Source organism: Streptomyces umbrinus (genome assembly GCF_030817415.1).
Taxonomy (GTDB): Bacteria; Actinomycetota; Actinomycetes; order Streptomycetales; family Streptomycetaceae; genus Streptomyces; species Streptomyces umbrinus_A.
In genome coordinates this window covers 1,147,348-1,164,014 of the sequence record NZ_JAUSZI010000002.1, presented here as the reverse complement: position 1 = coordinate 1,164,014, position 16,667 = coordinate 1,147,348, and the positions used below count along the sequence as shown (strand labels likewise).

The following is a 16,667-nucleotide window of genomic DNA, read 5'->3' as shown; positions in this document are numbered from 1 at the left end:
GGCGTCAGCCCAGCCGGGACACGTCGAGCGCGATGAGAGCCACGTGCAGTTCGGTCCGGCGCTCGCCGGATTCGAGGTCCAGGTCGAGCATCCGCTCGATGGTGTGCAGCCGTTGGTAGAGCGTCTGCCGGGACAGCTCGCCCCGGCGTGCGGCGGTGGTCTTGTTGCCGGCGGCGTCCAGGTAGTGGCGCAGCGTCGTCAGCAGGCTGGTGCCGTGCCGGCTGTCGTGGTCGATGAGCTGGGCGAGCTGCCGCTCGGCGAAACTCTGCACACGTGGGTCCTGGCGCAGCGCGTACAGGAGGTGCCGCAGACCGATGTCGGACAGCTCGTGGAAGGGCTTGTCCGAGGAGTGCGGCAGGGTCGCCTCCGCGACTCGTGTCGCCTCGCGGAAGGAACGGGCCGCGCGGGAGAGGTCGGTGACCTCGGAACCGACGCTCACGACGGCCCCCGAGTCCAGGTTCAGCGCGGTGCGGCCGAGCTGTTCGACCGTGGGCCGCCAGGACCCGGAGGGGCGCAGGGACAGCAGCACGCCCACGCGTCCGGGGGCCAGCTCGCCCACGAGGGCGGGCACGGTCACCGTCCGCAGGTCCTCGGCCAGCCGGGTCTCCAGCTCCTCGCCGCCCGGGTGCGTACGGGTGTCGACCAGGACGGCGAGGAAACGGCACTCCTCGGTGGGCAGGCCCAGCGCGGCGGCGCGCGCCCGGGCCTCGTCGGGGGAGCGGTGGCGCTGCTCGGCGATGTCCCGCAGCGTGTTGCGGTGCGCGCTCCGCTCCCAGGTCGTGGCGTGGATGAGACGGGCGATGGTCAGGGTCATCGCCGTCCGTTCCAGCACGGCCACGTCCTCGGGGCCGAACGACGGGGTACGGGGGGTACGGGTCGGGGCGGGGAGCATGATGACGCGGCCCCACGGTTCGCCCCGGTACTCCACCGGTGCCACGAGCCAGTCCTCAGGACCGAGCACCTCCGTGTGGTCGCGGCTAGGTGTCGCCCGGGAACGCCGCTCCCACCCGGTGAGCGCCTCCTCGACGGAATGGCCCGAAGGTTCGCAGATCACCGCGTGGTGGACCAGGTTCTCCAGCACGACGGTGTGGCCGCTCGTCTCCGCCGCCGCCCGGACCACCTCCTCGGGGGAGGCGCCGCGCAGCGTCAGCGCGGTGAACGCCTCGTGGATCTGCTGGGTCCTGCGCATCGCGTGCATCTGGTTGCCGACGATGAGCGCGTGGACGACCTGGGTGACTTCAAGGAAGTTGACGTCCTTGGACAGGGTGACGAGCGGCAGACCGCGGCTGCGGCAGGCGTGCACCAGCGCCTCGGGCGGGCGGTGGTACCGGCGGACCAGTTCGATCACCAGGGCCGCCGCTCCGATGTCGGCGAGTTCGTCCACGTACCGCCGCACCTCGGCGGGCTGCTCCGGCAGCGGCATACCGGTGGTGAGGACGAGCTCCCCGCCCTTCAGGAACGAAGCGGGATCCGTGAGCTCGGTGATGTGCACCCACTGGACCCGCCGGTCGAGACCGGACTCGCCGGCGACGACCCGGGGCTGCCCCGCGGCCAGCACGGGAAGACCCAGCACGTCGCCCACGGTGAGGGGGCGGCCCGTCACGGCCTCCGGCTCGCTCACGCGCCGCGGTCCGGCGGTCAGGTGTTCCTCACTCACGGTGCCTCCATACGTGCCCGGCCACTCTGACAAGCACCCGCCACCTGCGCAAGGCCGGTCCGACGGCCGTTGACCCGGTCGTTGACGACGTGCCCGGCCCCGTGAGGTTGACACATCGTCCAAATGCCGTGCCCGGAGCGGACAGATCAGACGTTGTGGCGGTCCGGCTCCCTGGAAATGCTGAAGACGCCGAGCGAGAAACGCGAGAAACGACCGAGCGACATCCGACACAGCGCCGGGAGACGAACATGACCACACTGTCGCCGCACCTTCGCCAGGCCACGCCCGTGGTGGCGGTCCGGGGCGAGGGCGTCCACCTGTACGGGGAGGACGGCCGCCGCTATCTCGACTTCACCGCCGGCATCGGCGTCACGAGCACCGGCCACTGTCACCCCAGGGTTGTGGCCGCCGCCCAGGAGCAGGTCGGCACGCTGATCCACGGCCAGTACACGACGGTCATGCACCAGCCGCTGCGGAAGTTGGTCGACAGGCTGGGCGAGGTGCTGCCGGCGGGGCTGGACAGTCTCTTCTTCATGAACTCCGGCAGTGAGGCCGTGGAGGCCGCGCTGCGTCTGGCCCGGCAGGCCACCGGCCGGCCGAACGTCCTGGTCTGCCACGGAGGCTTCCACGGCCGGACCGTCGCCGCGGCCTCCATGACCACCTCCGGCACCCGCTTCCGCTCCGGCTTCTCACCGCTGATGAGCGGGGTGGTCGTCACCCCCTTCCCGACGACCTTCCGGTACGGCTGGGACGAGGAGACCGCCACCCGCTTCGCCCTCCAGGAGCTCGACTACACGCTCCAGACGATCTCCTCGCCCGACGACACGGCCGCCGTCATCGTCGAGCCGGTCCTCGGCGAGGGCGGGTACGTGCCCGCGAACCGGGCCTTCCTCGAAGGACTGCGCGAGCGGGCCGACCGCCACGGCTTCCTGCTGATCCTGGACGAGGTGCAGACAGGAGTGGGCCGCACCGGCCGGTTCTGGGGCCACGACCACTTCGGCGTCACCCCGGACATCCTGGTCACCGCCAAGGGGCTGGCCAGCGGCTTCCCGCTGTCGGGCATCGCCGCCTCCGAGGAACTGATGCAGAAGGCCTGGCCGGGCTCGCAGGGCGGCACCTACGGCGCCAACGCCGTCGCCTGCGCCGCGGCCTGCGCCACCCTCGACGTCGTACGCGACGAGAAGCTCGTCGAGAACGCCGAGGCGATGGGAGACCGGCTGCGGGCCGGTCTCGAGACGGTCGCCGCGAACACCCCCGGCATCGGGGACGTACGAGGGCTCGGCCTGATGCTCGGCACCGAGTTCGTCACCGAGGACGGGCAGCCCGACTCCGCGACGGCCGCACGTGTGCAACGGGCCGCGGTGGACGAGGGGTTGCTCCTGCTGTTGTGCGGAGCCTGGAACCAGGTCGTACGGATGATCCCGGCGCTCGTCGTCGACGAGACGGCGATCGACGAGGGGCTGCGGGCCTGGTCCGCCGCCGTGGAAACCGGAACCTCGGCGCCGTGAGCGCTGGTCCGGACTCTCTCACGGGCCACGAGGCGGCGCCGCTGCCGCCTCGTGGGCCCGGCGCGTCGGCGGACGACGGCACCGAGGCGCTGTCGCGGCTGCTCGCCGGGACCGCCCCGGGGATGCGGGTCGACACGGGCGGCCGGACCGCCGCCTACGCGTACGACGCCTCCAACTACCGGGTGCCGCCACGGGCCGTGGCCTTCCCCCGCTCCGCCGCCGACGTCGCAGCCGTACTGAACGCCTGCCGGGAACTGGGCATCCCCGTCACGGCACGCGGTGGCGGCACCAGCATGGCGGGCAACGCGATCGGCCCGGGCGTCGTCCTGGACTTCTCCCGCCACATGAACCGCGTGCTGGACATCGATACCGCGGCCGGTATCGCCAAGGTCGAGGCCGGAGTGGTGCTCGACGAACTGCGGACCGCCGCGGGGAAGCACGGGCTCACCTTCGGCCCCGACCCGTCCTCGCACAGCCGGTGCACGCTCGGCGGGATGATCGGCAACGACGCCTGCGGCAACCGGTCCGTACGCCACGGGCGGACCGGCCGCCACATCGAGTCGCTGGAGATCGTCACCGCCGACGGCGTCCACGCGATCGCCGACCACGGCGGGCTGCGCGCGGCCGATCCCGCGGACACCGCGTCCGTCGAGCGCGTCGCCGAACTCGCGGACGAGGTAAGGCAGTTGGTCGCGGACCAGTTGGCGCTCATCCGCACCGAACTCGGCCGGATCCCGCGCCAGGTCTCCGGCTACCAGCTCCAGCACCTGCTGCCCGAGCACGGCTTCGACATGGCCCGCGCACTGGTCGGCACCGAGGGCACCTGTGCGGTCGTCGTCGCCGCGACCGTCCGCCTGGTGGCGACCGCTCCCGCCTCTGCTCTGCTGGCCCTCGGCTACGACGACGTCGTGGACGCGGCCGAAGACGTACCGGAGATCCTGCGCTGGTCGCCCACCGCCGTGGAGGGCATGGACGAGGCCATCGTCGCGACCATGCGCGCCCGCCGGGGAACGGACTCCGTCACCGGGCTGCCCGGCGGACGGGCCTGGCTGTACGTCGAACTCGACGGCGACGAGGAGGAGTTGGTCACCGCCCGCGCGGCCGAACTCCTCGACACCCTCAAGGCGCGCGGGCGGATGGCCGACGGGCGGCTGGTGGCGAGCCCCGGGGAGCGGCGGTCCCTGTGGCGGGTCCGAGAGGACGGCGCCGGTCTGGCCGCCCGCCTGCTGGACGGCGGGGAGTCCTGGCCCGGCTGGGAGGACGCGGCCGTCGCCCCGGAGGACCTGGCCGACTACCTGCGGGACTTCCGCGCGCTGCTGGCCGCGCACGAGCTGACCGGCGTGCTGTACGGGCACTTCGGCGCGGGCTGCGTCCATGTCCGCGTCGACTTCGACTTCGCCACGGACGCCGGCCGGGCCGCCGCCCGCCGCTTCCTCCAGGAGGCGGCCGCCCTGGTGGTCCGGCACGGTGGCACGCTCTCGGGCGAACACGGCGACGGCCGGGCGCGCGGTGAGCTGCTGGAGGTCATGTACAGCGACCGGATGATCCGGGCGTTCGCCGCCTTCAAGCGCGCCTTCGACCCGGAAGGCCTGCTGAACCCGGGTGTCATCGTGGCACCGGCCGCGCTCGACGCCGACCTGGCCCTGCACGGCCCTCCGGTACCGGACGGCCGCCCGACGCTCTTCACCTTCCCGCACGACGAGAACGGCTTCGCGGGTGCCGCCCGCCGCTGTGTCGGCATCGGCCGCTGTCGCTCCGACGCGTCGGCGGGCGGCGTGATGTGCCCCAGCTACCGCGCCACCGGAGACGAGAACGACTCCACCCGGGGCCGGGCACGAGCCCTCCAGGAGATGCTGCGCGGCGAGACGGTCCACGACGGCTGGCGTTCGACGGACGTCCGCGACGCCCTCGACCTCTGTCTGTCCTGCAAGGCGTGCTCCACCGACTGCCCGGTGGGCGTCGACATGGCCACGTACAAGGCGGAGTTCCTGCACCAGCACTACCGGGGGCGGATCCGGCCCCGCTCCCACTACTCACTGGGGTGGCTGCCATTCACCTCGGCCCTGGCCGCCCGGGTGGCGAGACCGCTGAACGCGCTGCTCCGCGGGCCCGTCGGCAGGCTGCTCGCGCGTGCGGGCGGCGTCACCAGAAAACGTACGATCCCCGCCTTCGCCTCCCGGCGCTCGCTGCGGTCCGCCCTGCGCACGTCCGCCACCGACGAGCCGACCGCACTGCTCTTCGTCGACAGCTTCACGCGCGCCTTCCGACCCCAGGTGGCCGGAGCCACCGCACGCGTGCTCGCCGACGCAGGGATACCCAGCGCCGCGCGGGACGGCCTGTGCTGCGGGCTGACCTGGGTCAGCACCGGTCAACTGTCCGTGGCGCGGCGGGTCATGGCCCGTACCGTGGCGCGGCTCGACGGCGGGCCCGGCAGCGAACTGCCGATCGTCGTGGCCGAGCCCAGCTGCGCCGCCGCGCTCAAACGCGACGTGCCCGAGCTGCTCGGCACCGAGGCCGCGCGGCGTGTCGCGGCACGTGTCCACACCCTGACCGGCGCGTTGACCGACCTCGCCGCACCCGACTGGAGCCCGCCACCGCTGCCGGAATCGGTGCTGCTGCAGACCCACTGCCACGAGTACGCGACCTTCGGCAGCCGCCGCCCCCGCGATCTGCTGACCCGCCTCGGGGTACCCGAGGTGACCGAGGCGGAGGGCTGCTGCGGCCTCGCCGGGAACTTCGGCTTCGAGGAACAGCACTACGGCACCTCGATGGCCGTCGCCGACCTGTCGCTCCGACCGCACCTCGACGCGGCCGCGGCCGGCGGCAGACCGACCGTGGTGGCCGACGGCTTCAGCTGCGCCACCCAGATCGACCACCTCGACCAGCTCGCGGGCGGCCGGGGAACCCGTGCGGTACATCTCGCGGAACTGCTCGACCCCGCCGCCCCCGCCCGTGCCGACCAGCCTGGAGACACACCATGAGCATCCTGAACGACGTACCCAAGCAGCTGTTCATCGGCGGCAAGTGGCTGGACGCCGAAGCCGGCGCCACGATGCCCGTGGACGACCCGGCGACTGGCGAGATCCTCTGCCAGGTCGCCGACGCCGGGCCCGAGGACGCCCGGCTCGCCGAGGAGGCCGCCGTCGCGGCGCAGGAGGACTGGGCCCGTACGGCGCCCCGCGCACGCAGCGAGATCCTTCGCCGCGCCTACGAGATCATCCTCTCCCGCACCGACGAGCTCGCCCTGCTGATGACCTCCGAGATGGGCAAGCCGCTGGCCGAGGCCCGCGGTGAAGTGGCGTACGCGGCCGAGTTCTTCCGCTGGTTCTCCGAGGAGGCGGTCCGCATCGACGGCGGCGGCTACGGCGTGCTGCCCGACGGCCGCAACCGCATGCTGCTGACGCGCCGCCCCGTCGGTCCCTGTCTGCTGATCACCCCGTGGAACTTCCCGCTGGCCATGGGCACCCGCAAGATCGGGCCCGCGATCGCGGCGGGCTGCACGATGGTGTTCAAGCCCGCCCCGCAGACCCCGCTGACCAGCCTCGCGCTGGCCGGGATCCTCCGGGAGGCGGGTCTGCCGGACGGCGTGCTGAACGTCGTCACCACCTCACGGGCCGACAAGGTCGTCGAGCCGCTCCTGAGGGGCGGTCGCATCCGAAAGCTGTCCTTCACCGGCTCCACGCAGGTCGGGCGGATCCTGCTCGCCCAGTGCGCGGACACCGTCGTACGCGCCTCGATGGAGCTGGGCGGCAACGCACCGTTCATCGTCTTCGACGACGCCGACCTCGACGCCGCCGTGGACGGCGCGATGATCGCCAAGATGCGCAACATGGGCGAGGCGTGCACGGCGGCCAACCGCTTCTTCGTGCACAGCTCCGTGGCGGACGAGTTCGCGGTGCGGCTCGCCGAACGCATGGGGGCGCTCGTCGTGGGCCCCGGCACCCACGACGGCGTGGACGTGGGCCCGTTGATCGACGACGCGGGCCGCGCCAAGGTCGAGGAACTGGTCGCCGACGCCGTCGGACGAGGCGCCCGGGTGCTGGTCGGCGGCGCCACTCCGGACGGGCCCGGCCGCTTCTACCCGCCGACCGTACTGGCGGGTGTGGACCCGGCCAGCCGGCTGATGGACACGGAGATCTTCGGGCCAGTGGCGGCGATCCTCACCTTCGACGACGAGGACGAGGTGATCCGCGTGGCGAACGACACCCCGTGGGGGCTCGTCGGCTACGTCTTCACCGCGGGCCTTGACCGGTCGCTGCGGGTCAGCGAGCGCCTGGAGGTCGGCATGGTCGGCCTCAACACGGGGCTCGTGTCCAACCCGGCAGCGCCCTTCGGCGGCATCAAGCAGTCGGGGCTGGGCAGGGAAGGCGGCCGGGTCGGGATCGACGAGTTCCTGGAGTACCAGTACCTGGCGATGCCGGTGAAGTGACCGGCCGCGCGCCCACCTCGCGCCCGGCCCGCCGCTGCGGCCCGGGCGCGCACCGGTGCGTACGGCTCAGCCGCCCGGTTCGGTTCCGTCCAGCAGCGCCACGACGCGCTCGGCCGTCTTCCGGCCTGCCCGCTGTTTGATCAGGCCTTCCTTCGCGACGGCCCGTACATGGATCGGGGTGGCCCACCCGCTCCCACGAGTCACGTCCACGGTGATCACCACCGGGTTCATGGCGAGGGCTCCGCCGCCGGTGAGCACCCGCAGGGTCACCCGGTCCGTCGTCGCTTCGAGAACCACCGGATGCGCACCGTGGGACATGCCGAAGAGCAGGGTGCGGACGCGTTCGAGGGCGGTGTCGAAATCCAGCGGCAGCTCACGGTCGAACTCGCCGACGTCGTTCCTCAGGAACCGGGAGGCGAACTTCCCACCGGGATTGATGCTGCCGAGGGCTTCCGCCAGGAGCCTGTCCTCCGGCTGCCGCATTCCGCCTCCCCGTTCTGTGCCTGCCCAGCTTCTGTGCCTGCCGGTCGAGGCAGTTCGCCAAGAGTGCGCCACCAGCCGGCGGTTTTCAACGCACATCTTTCGCCCCCTCCGCCCCTACCCGTTCCCATCCCTTTTCGGGGGCCGGCCCCCGAACCCCCACTCCTCAAACGACGGAGGGGCTGATCCGGCCCTGGACGGCAACGCGATGATGGCAGGTATGCGCATCCGAATCGACGCCGTCGACCTGCCCGGCCGTACCGCCTCCGCCCCCGCCGACGGCAAGGTCCTGGCGTACGACAACATCCATGTCGCCGTCCAACGCCGTGACCGTCCGGCCGAACTCCTCGAACCGCACCCGGGCGACGCCAGGTCCGCGACCTGGACCCTGGAGTGCACCGCGGTCACCTCACCGACCGGCACCGAGGTCAAAGGCCCCTACGTGCAGGACCGGCTGGGCCGCCGGTTCATCTACCTGTCCTGGGGCACGGTCGACGAGTCCGGCGTCTTCAGCATGTTCCGCCGCGCCAAGCTGATGCTCGACGTCGTCCCCGAAGAGGTACTCGCCGCGGCCGCCCGCGACGGCCTGCTGGTGGCCCGCCTCGGCCTGACCGACGAACAGGGCGGCCCCCTGTGCGCCCGCGTCGAACCCCCTCACATCACCTGGACCGCTGAACCCGCCGAGGGAGCCTGACCTCCTTTGGACAAGAGATCCTGGCGAGGTGTCGATTCGGCACGGCGCCGTTCGTCGATGGGGTGCAGGGGCCCACAGGGGCCTCGTCAATCACTGGAGGAAACATGAAGTACATGCTGCTGGTCTGCGGAGACGACACCGCCGACGCCTCCGGCATGGCCCCCGTCGAACCCTGGGTCGAGGAGCAGGGCGTCCAGCGCGGCGTACGGCTGCACGGCCACCGTCTGCGCCTGCCCGCCGAAGCGGTCACCGTGCGAGTGCGGAACGGCGAAGTGCTGTGCAGCGACGGGCCGTTCGCGGAGACGAAGGAGTACGTCGCCGGGTACGACATCCTTGAGTGCGACAGCCTGGAGGAGGCCGTCGAGGTGGCGGCGAAGCACCCCGTGGCGACCATCGGGGCCATGGAGGTGCGCGCGTTCTGGGAGGACGAGGACGCCGAGGGGGAGATCCGCCGCCTGGACGCGGAACTGACCGCGGCCGGCCGCGAGCGGGACTTCGACCGGGCGATGGCCTGCTACGCGCCGGACGTCGAGGTGTTCCACCCCGTGAGCGGTCTGGAGCAGCGCGGGATCGAAGCCCTCCGCAAGGCCGAGGAGATGTGGTTCTCCACGCTGGCCGGGCCGGTGGAGCGCGAGGTGCTCGAATTCCGCGTACGGGTCGACGAGAGCATCGCGTTCAGTCACGCGCTCGTACGGATGCGTGCCACGCTGGTCGGCGGTGGGTCGCTGGACACCACGGCGCGGGTGACCACCGGCTACCGCGCGGCGGGCGACCGCTGGCAGATCGTCCACCAGCACACGTCCGTTCCCTTCGACGCGGGCATCACGGGAGCCTCCGCGACCGGATGAGGACCGGTCGCGTGCCGTCAGCCGGTCCGCAGCACCCGGTCCGCGTTGGTCACCTGCTTGCGGATGTCCCGCTTGATCGCGGCGAGTTCCCGGGGCTTCGCGCTCATCGCCCGCCGCTGGTACGCCGCGTCGACCGAGGACCAGACGCCGATGACGTTCGTTTCACGTTTGCACCGTACGTCCGTGCCGGCCAAGGCGATCTCGGACGGGGTGGCCTTCGGACCTGTGAACTCGGGGTCCTTGCCCGGCGCCTGGGTCGGATCGGCGTACTGGTGGCCGTGCCGCTTCATACAGCGCGACCATGCGCGGAAGACCTCCACCACCCGTGGATCCTTCTGCGAGTCGCTGTAGCTGCCGATGTTGATCGTGCCGACGAGCTCGCGGTTGCCGATCTTCTCCGGGTCGTCCGACAGGGCCGCCGTGGCCTCGCCCTGGCATCCGCCGGCCGGAATGGCGCGCCCGCGTGCGTCCCTGTCCGCAGGGGTGCCGTCGTCGCGGAGGCCCGTCAGGAGGAGCATCTCTTCCGGCCCGGGCTTGGGCCCCGCGCTCTTCCCCTTGGTGCCGCTCGGTGCCGTGCCGGGGGCCGGGTGATATCCGTACCGGGCGGCGAGCCGGGCATCCGTGATCCCGTACCGGTGGGCCGTGTTGGCCGGATTCAGCGTGCCGGTGTCGGGCGCGGTCTCGGTGGGGACGGGCCAGGTGCGGCCGAAACGCTTCATGCAGGACGAGGTGAGCACGGCCCGCGCCCGGAACAGCCGGGCGACCTGCCGGTCGGTGAACAGGTAGGGCTCGATGGGCAGGACCAGCGATCCGACGCCGAGCATCGTCGGCACACCGGTCACGGGAGGCGGACCGGAGGCCGTCGCCCTCGGCTCGGCAGCCTGTCCCTCCGCACAGCCCGCGAGGGCGGCGGAGAGGGCGACCGCGGCCCCGATCCGCAGTGTGCGCTGCCCGGTTCGCGCCCGCATGTCATGCCCCCTCTTGTGTGCGGCCGTACAAAGAGCCCGTACGAAGGGCCCGTCCGAAGCTCTCGGACGGGCCCGAGCCCGATGTCAGCCGACGTACCACCAGCTCATCGAGGCGTTGTTGTTCCGTACACCGCTGTTGAGCTGCCGGGAGTTGCCCGGGTAGAAGTCGTCGTAGGGAGCGCTGCCGCTCGCGTTGTAGTTCTCGTTGTAGTAGATCCGCGCGGCATAGTTCGCGTCGTTGTTCCAGGCGCGGTTCACGTTGTTCTTCACGCGCTGGCCGCTGCCTTCACCCCCTGCGGCGAAGGTGTGCCCGGCGAAGTCGCTGACCCAGCCGCCGTACTTGCTCCACGAGCTGTTGCTGGACGCGCTGTAGTAGAGGTAGATGTTGCCGTCCCAGTCGGCGCGCTGGGTCTGGGCGGGCGCGGACGCGTCGGCCTGGGCGGACGCCGGAGCGGTGGCCAGGGCGGTGGTCCCGGCGACGAGAGCTGCCGCGACCGCGAGGGAACCGACCATTCGACGTGCAGTTGTCACGAAGTCCTCCGTTTGCCTACGGGCGGCGACGGAAACCGTCGGCGGTTTCCGTCGCCGTTCCCCCGTGGTGACTGGCCCTGAAACTAGGCCGGTTCCCGGAGCGCACAGGAACAGTTTCGGCCCTCGCCGAAAGACCAGGGCTGGCGAAATCGGAGCTATCGCGTCCTGCGCTCATCCGCGAGAGTGGGGCGCCTGGGGTAGCAGCCTTTCGGGGGGAAGCTGATGCTGCGTATCCATTTCAGCGCGGAGGACCTCGGCCGGATTCGCCTGGCGACCGGGCCGGATCCCGCTTGGGAAGCCCTGCTCAGCCTTCATGTGCTCGGCGGTCCGGACACCGATGTCGCGCTGCGCCGATGGCGCACGCACGTGAGGACGTCGATGGACACGGCCGCCCGGCCGCTGCTTCATCTCGTTCCACCGCGCGGGTACTCGCCCGACTTCCTGACACCGGCCGAGGGGACCACCGACCCCGAAGCGGCCGTCGACACGATCCTGTCCACCTCGCACGTTCGCCTGCGGACGGATGTGGGGACTCTCGGGCAGCAGCGCAGACTGCCCTCGTGGGCGGCCGCGCTCGCCGCGGGCCTGCCCGCGGCCAGACGTGGTCTGGGCACGGCCCTGCGCACGTATCACCGGCAGGCGCTGCAGCCGTACTGGACACAGATCGGCGCCTCGGTGGACGCCGAACGGGCCCAGCGTGCCAAGGCGTTCCTGGCCGGCGGGACCGACCGGCTGCTGAGCGGGCTGCACCCCACGGTGCAATGGCGTGCGCCGGTCCTGCAGGTGTCCTATCCCGAGGACCGGGACGTGCACCTCCAGGGGCGCGGGCTGCGGCTCGTTCCCTCGTACTTCTGCCGGGGGAGGCCCATCGCCCTGCGCGACGGCTGCCTTTCCCCGGTGCTGGTGTATCCCGTGAACCGCGGCATCGACGCGTTGCGGCCCGGCGGTGCCGTGGGGAGAGCGAGCGCACTCGACCGGCTCCTCGGCCGCACCCGGGCGGCGACCCTCGCCACGATCGCGGAGGTGGAGAACCCGACCGGCAACGAGATCGCCCGCCGCCTGGCCATCTCGCCCGCGTCCGTCAGCGAACACGCGACGGTACTGCGTGACGCGGGCCTGATTCACAGCCTGCGCGTACGCAACACCATGCGCCACACCCTCACGCCCCTGGGCACGGAACTCCTGGACGGCCGAGCGGCACGGCTGGGCTACGAGGCAGGGCAGGGCGACGCGGACGGGGCGGCGGGAGCGCTGGCCCCGTCGACCAGATGAGCAACTCGGTCTTTCCGGCGAGCGACTTGGGCTTGGGGGGCGACAGACACCGGTGTCGGAGGCCGGTGCATGGACGGGGAAGGGACGGGTCGTTCGTCGACAGGTAGTCCGGCGACAGGCCGTCCGGCGACGGGTGGTCCAGCGACAGGCCGTACGGCGTGCTCGTACTCGCTGGTCGTCCGCCGAGCCCGGTCGTCTCCCCGCCACTCCGGCCGAGGTTCTCGCCGCGCAGTACTGCCCGGGGCCGTGATCGGCTGTTTGGAGCAGGTGCGCGAGCGGTGGGTCGCGGGCGAGCCGATGCTGGGCGTGTCCTGCCCCGTCTGCCCGGGAATGATGATGCCGCTTCAGTGCAACCCTCGTCTGCGCCAGTGCCTGGTCACCGTGCTGGCCGCCGTCTCGATCGGCAGCGGAACGCTCCACCCTGCCGCCGCCACTCCAGGGGACGGTTCCCGCGACCACCCGGACCAGCTGCAGCGACAACTCGACAGGCTGGTCGCCGCTCCGGGCGGCCCGCCGGGCGTGGTGGTCCTCCTGCAGAACGGCGACAAGCGTCGCGTGCTGCGCGCCGGAGTCGCAGACCTGACGACCGGCCGCCCGATCGGACCCGGCGACCACACCCGGACCGCCAGCGCGAGCAAGGCATACAGCGGCGCGGTGGCCCTGCATCTCGTCCAGCAGGGCGCGCTGGACCTGGACGACACCATCAAGGCGCGACTGCCACGCCTGCCCCGGGCCTGGGCCAAGGTGACGCTGCGGCAGTTGCTGCAGCACACCAGCGGTCTGCCGGACTACAGCCGGGATCCGGAGTTCCTGCGCCTGCTCGCGGCCGACCCCCGACGGCACTTCGACTCACGACGCCTGCTCGACTTCGTCCGTGGCAAGCGCCTGCTGTTCCGACCGGGCTCCCAGTACCACTACTCGAACTCGGACAACATCGCCGTCGCCCTCATGGCCGAAGCGGTGACCGGCGAACCCTACGAGACACTGCTCCGCAAGATCGTCTACCGGCCCCTGGGCCTGCACGAAACCAGCCTCCCGCAGGGTTACGAGATGGTGCGGCCCTTCATGCACGGCTATGACGTCAGCGAGGTCCCGCCGCTGGACGTCAGCGAGTTGATCGGCGCCTCCGGAGTGTGGGCCTCGGGCGGGATCATCGCCACACCGCGGGACATGAACCGCTTCATCCGCGGCTACGCGAGCGGCGCACTGACCTCCCCGGCCGCGCTGCACGAACAGCGCCGCTGGGTGGACGGCGCCTCCGAGCCGGCCGGGCCCGGCCGCAACAAGGCGGGGCTCGGCATCTTCCGCTACACCACCCGGTGCGGAGTGGTGCTGGGGCACACCGGCAACACCCCCGGCTACACCCAGCTGATCGCCGCGACACCGGACGGCCGACGCTCCCTCACCGTCTCGCTCACCACTCAGGTGAACCAGACCACGACCCCGGACCTGCTGCGGAAGCTCCGCACGATGGAGGAATCGGCGGTGTGCTCGCTGCTGCGCATGGGGTGACCCCCGCGACCGACTCGTCGGCCGGGCCACCGGACGTTGTCCCGGTGGCCCGGCCGAATTCGCACCCGCATACCGGCCTTTCATGTGCCGGGGCATGCGCGATGCCTTGACATGTTCCTGCCGCAGTGCCTCTATGGGAGCGCTCCCACGTTTCTTCTGATGCTCAGGTTTCTTGGCGCTCACTTTCTGGAGTCGCAGTGAGAAGAGCAAGAAGCACGACACGAGGCACGACACGAAACACGACAAGAAGCGCGGCACCAGGCGTGCTGCGAAGGCGCCGCGTCGCCGCCCTGCTGACCCGACTGGTCACCCTCCTGGGGCTTGTCGCTCTCGGTGTCCTGGGTCCGGCGACGGCTCATGCCCAGTCGTCGCCCGGTGCCCTCGCCACCGGACTTCACATCAGCGACGGCCGCCTGGCCGAGGGCAATGGGAACGACTTCATCATGCGGGGCGTCAACCACGCCCACACCTGGTACCCGGGCGAGACGCAGTCGCTGGCCGACGTCAAGGCGCTCGGCGCCAACACCGTCCGCGTCGTCCTCTCCAACGGTCACCGCTGGACCAGGAACAGTGCCGCTGACGTCGCCGGCATCGTCAGCCAGTGCAAGGCCAACCGGCTCATCTGCGTCCTGGAGGTGCACGACACCACCGGATACGGCGAGGACGCCGCGGCCGGCACGCTCGACCAGGCGGCCGACTACTGGATCGGCCTCAAGGACGTACTGGCCGGTGAAGAGAACTACGTCATCGTCAACATCGGCAACGAGCCCTGGGGCAACACCGACCCGGCCGGCTGGACCGCCCCCACGATCGCCGCGATCAAGAAGCTGCGCAACGCCGGGTTCGAGCACACGATCATGGTGGACGCGCCCAACTGGGGCCAGGACTGGCAGGGCGTCATGCGGGCCAACGCCCAGTCCGTGTACGACGCCGACACCACCGGCAACCTGATCTTCTCGATCCACATGTACAGCGTGTACGACACCGCCCAGGAGATCACCGACTACCTGAACGCCTTCGTCAACGCCGGACTCCCCATCCTCATCGGTGAGTTCGGTGGGCCTCCCGACCAGTGGGGCGACCCGGACGAGGACACCATGATGGCGGCGGCCCAACAGCTCAGGCTCGGCTATCTGGCCTGGAGCTGGAGCGGCAACACGGACCCGATCCTCGACCTGTCGATCGGCTTCGACCCCAGCCGGCTCAGCTCCTGGGGCCAGCGCATCTTCAACGGCGCCAACGGAATCGCCCAGACCTCCCGCGAAGCGACCGTCTTCGGCGGCGGCGATCCGGGGGACACCCAGGCCCCGACCGCCCCCGGAACCCCGACCGCCTCCGCGGTGACGGCCACCTCCCTCACCCTCGCGTGGCCCGCCGCAACGGACAACGTCGGCGTCACCGGCTACGACGTGGTCCGCGTCAGCGGCGGCTCCGAGACCACGGTCGCCGCCTCCACCACCAACACCGTCGCCGTGACAGGCCTGACCGCCGACACGACGTACACCTTCGTCGTCTACGCCCGAGACGCGGCCGGGAACCGTTCGGCCCGCTCGGCCACGGTGAACGTCACCACCGACGAAGGCGGCAGTACCCCCGGTGTGGGCTGCTCGGTCGGTTACCGCGTCGTCGGCGAGTGGCCGGGCGGTTTCCAGGGTGAGATCACCATCCGCAACACGGGCACCACCGCCATCAGCGGCTGGACGCTCGCCTTCGCCTTCGCCAACGGTCAGACCGTCACCAACATGTGGGGCGGGACCCCCACCCAGAACGGCGGCGCGGTGAGCGTCACCCCCGCCTCCTACACCTCCACCATCCCCGCCGTCGGCTCGGTCACCGTCGGTTTCACCGGCAGCAAGGGCGCCACCGACACCGCCCCGACCGCGTTCGGGCTCAACGGCTCCACCTGCGCCACCACTTGACGCGCTGTACGCGCTTGCCGGTGGGGGCCGCCAGCCCCTGCCGGCACGGCGGACCCGTTCCGGCCGAGGGAGGTCAGCTCGGCTTCTCGCCGGTCTCGCAGATCAGACGGGCGATCTCGCGCAGTTTGATGTTCCGGTCCTGCGATGCCTTCTTGAGTACCTTGAAGGCCGTGTCCTCGGTCAGTCCGTGGCGTTCCATGAGGATGCCCATGGCCTCGCCGATCTCGTGCCGGGTCTCCAGGGCATGGCCGAGCTGCTGATGCGTACGGGCCGCGGAGAAGGCCACGGCAGCGTGCGAGGCGAGGATCCAGCCGGCGCGCTGTGCGGCCTCGTCGAAGGTGCCCGGCTGCCGGGAGTACACGTTGAGGGCGCCGAGATCGTCGTCCTCGGTGAAGAGGAGAAAGCCCATCGCGCTTCCCATGCCCAGCTTGTTCAGCTCGGGGGCGAAGCGGGGCCAGCGATCATGAGGTTGGCGCAGGTCCTGGATCGTGTAGACCTGTTGGCGGTCGGTCACGGCGTCGAAGCAGGGGCCTTCCCGCAGGTCCTGCTGGATCCGGTCCGCGCGGCGCACGAGATCGCTCGTCGCCGCCAGTGCGTGCACCTCACCCCGCCGCACGGTGAGAATGCCGGCGTCGTCGCATCCGTTGATCAGAACCGTCGCATGCTCCACGATGCGGTCCAAGGTGCCCTGCGCCGAGTCCTGGGCCAGCAGATCCCGCGCCATCTCCGCCAGGGCGACGGCGAACCGCTCCCAGACCTCGCCCGGCTCGTCCGTCATGTGTCACCCGATTACGTGGTCGAAGCGCCCTCGCGGCTCCACTGGGGGCCCATCTTGCCACCAGGGCGCCC

General features: G+C 71.3%; 13 protein-coding genes. 8 read left to right on the top strand and 5 right to left on the bottom strand.

The window, feature by feature from the left end; all coding sequences use genetic code 11:
* Positions 1-4: 4 nt before the first annotated feature.
* Positions 5-1,657: a PucR family transcriptional regulator gene (locus QF035_RS05925; protein WP_373466604.1), complete on the bottom strand. Its 1,653-nt coding sequence runs from the start codon at positions 1,655-1,657 to the stop codon at positions 5-7.
* Between the two features lie 248 nt (positions 1,658-1,905).
* Between QF035_RS05925 and QF035_RS05920 the strand changes: the two genes are divergently transcribed.
* The 3 genes from QF035_RS05920 to QF035_RS05910 all read left to right on the top strand — a co-directional run bounded on the left by QF035_RS05920 (position 1,906) and on the right by QF035_RS05910 (position 7,594).
* Complete coding sequence (locus tag QF035_RS05920) at positions 1,906-3,165, top strand: aspartate aminotransferase family protein (RefSeq protein WP_307518745.1); 1,260 nt, start codon at positions 1,906-1,908, stop codon at positions 3,163-3,165.
* Between the two features lie 122 nt (positions 3,166-3,287).
* Positions 3,288-6,146, top strand: a complete 2,859-nt coding sequence (locus QF035_RS05915; protein ID WP_307530907.1) for an FAD-binding and (Fe-S)-binding domain-containing protein — start codon at positions 3,288-3,290, stop codon at positions 6,144-6,146.
* Positions 6,147-6,151: 5 nt separating this feature from the next.
* A complete protein-coding gene (locus QF035_RS05910; RefSeq protein ID WP_307530905.1) occupies positions 6,152-7,594 on the top strand; it encodes an NAD-dependent succinate-semialdehyde dehydrogenase in 1,443 nt (480 codons plus the stop codon).
* Positions 7,595-7,660: 66 nt separating this feature from the next.
* Here QF035_RS05910 and QF035_RS05905 read toward each other — a convergent pair whose 3' ends face one another.
* Positions 7,661-8,077 (bottom strand): hypothetical protein, encoded by a 417-nt coding sequence (locus QF035_RS05905; RefSeq protein ID WP_307518743.1) that lies wholly within the window; start codon positions 8,075-8,077, stop codon positions 7,661-7,663.
* Positions 8,078-8,294: 217 nt separating this feature from the next.
* On the opposite strand from QF035_RS05905, the gene QF035_RS05900 reads away from it, so the two are divergent.
* Positions 8,295-8,768 (top strand): DUF5990 family protein, encoded by a 474-nt coding sequence (locus QF035_RS05900; protein WP_307518742.1) that lies wholly within the window; start codon positions 8,295-8,297, stop codon positions 8,766-8,768.
* 104 nt (positions 8,769-8,872) lie between these two features.
* Entirely contained in the window at positions 8,873-9,616 is a 744-nt protein-coding gene (locus QF035_RS05895) for a nuclear transport factor 2 family protein (RefSeq protein ID WP_307518740.1), read from the top strand.
* Between the two features lie 17 nt (positions 9,617-9,633).
* On the opposite strand, the gene QF035_RS05890 is transcribed toward QF035_RS05895, so the two are convergent.
* Together QF035_RS05890 and QF035_RS05885 are read right to left on the bottom strand one after the other, a co-directional pair.
* Positions 9,634-10,584: a hypothetical protein gene (locus tag QF035_RS05890; RefSeq protein ID WP_307518738.1), complete on the bottom strand. Its 951-nt coding sequence runs from the start codon at positions 10,582-10,584 to the stop codon at positions 9,634-9,636.
* Between the two features lie 84 nt (positions 10,585-10,668).
* The gene (locus QF035_RS05885; RefSeq protein ID WP_307518736.1) at positions 10,669-11,115 is read right to left on the bottom strand and encodes a hypothetical protein; all 447 of its coding nucleotides are present in this window, start codon (positions 11,113-11,115) and stop codon (positions 10,669-10,671) included.
* Between the two features lie 222 nt (positions 11,116-11,337).
* On the opposite strand from QF035_RS05885, the gene QF035_RS05880 reads away from it, so the two are divergent.
* The 3 genes from QF035_RS05880 to QF035_RS05870 all read left to right on the top strand — a co-directional run bounded on the left by QF035_RS05880 (position 11,338) and on the right by QF035_RS05870 (position 15,818).
* Positions 11,338-12,387, top strand: a complete 1,050-nt coding sequence (locus tag QF035_RS05880) for a MarR family winged helix-turn-helix transcriptional regulator (protein WP_307518734.1) — start codon at positions 11,338-11,340, stop codon at positions 12,385-12,387.
* A 336-nt stretch (positions 12,388-12,723) separates the two neighbouring features.
* Positions 12,724-13,899, top strand: a complete 1,176-nt coding sequence (locus QF035_RS05875) for a serine hydrolase domain-containing protein (RefSeq protein ID WP_307530904.1) — start codon at positions 12,724-12,726, stop codon at positions 13,897-13,899.
* A 263-nt stretch (positions 13,900-14,162) separates the two neighbouring features.
* Positions 14,163-15,818: a cellulase family glycosylhydrolase gene (locus QF035_RS05870; RefSeq protein WP_307518733.1), complete on the top strand. Its 1,656-nt coding sequence runs from the start codon at positions 14,163-14,165 to the stop codon at positions 15,816-15,818.
* A 73-nt stretch (positions 15,819-15,891) separates the two neighbouring features.
* On the opposite strand, the gene QF035_RS05865 is transcribed toward QF035_RS05870, so the two are convergent.
* Positions 15,892-16,596: a GAF and ANTAR domain-containing protein gene (locus tag QF035_RS05865; RefSeq protein WP_307518731.1), complete on the bottom strand. Its 705-nt coding sequence runs from the start codon at positions 16,594-16,596 to the stop codon at positions 15,892-15,894.
* Between the last annotated feature and the right edge of the window lie 71 nt (positions 16,597-16,667).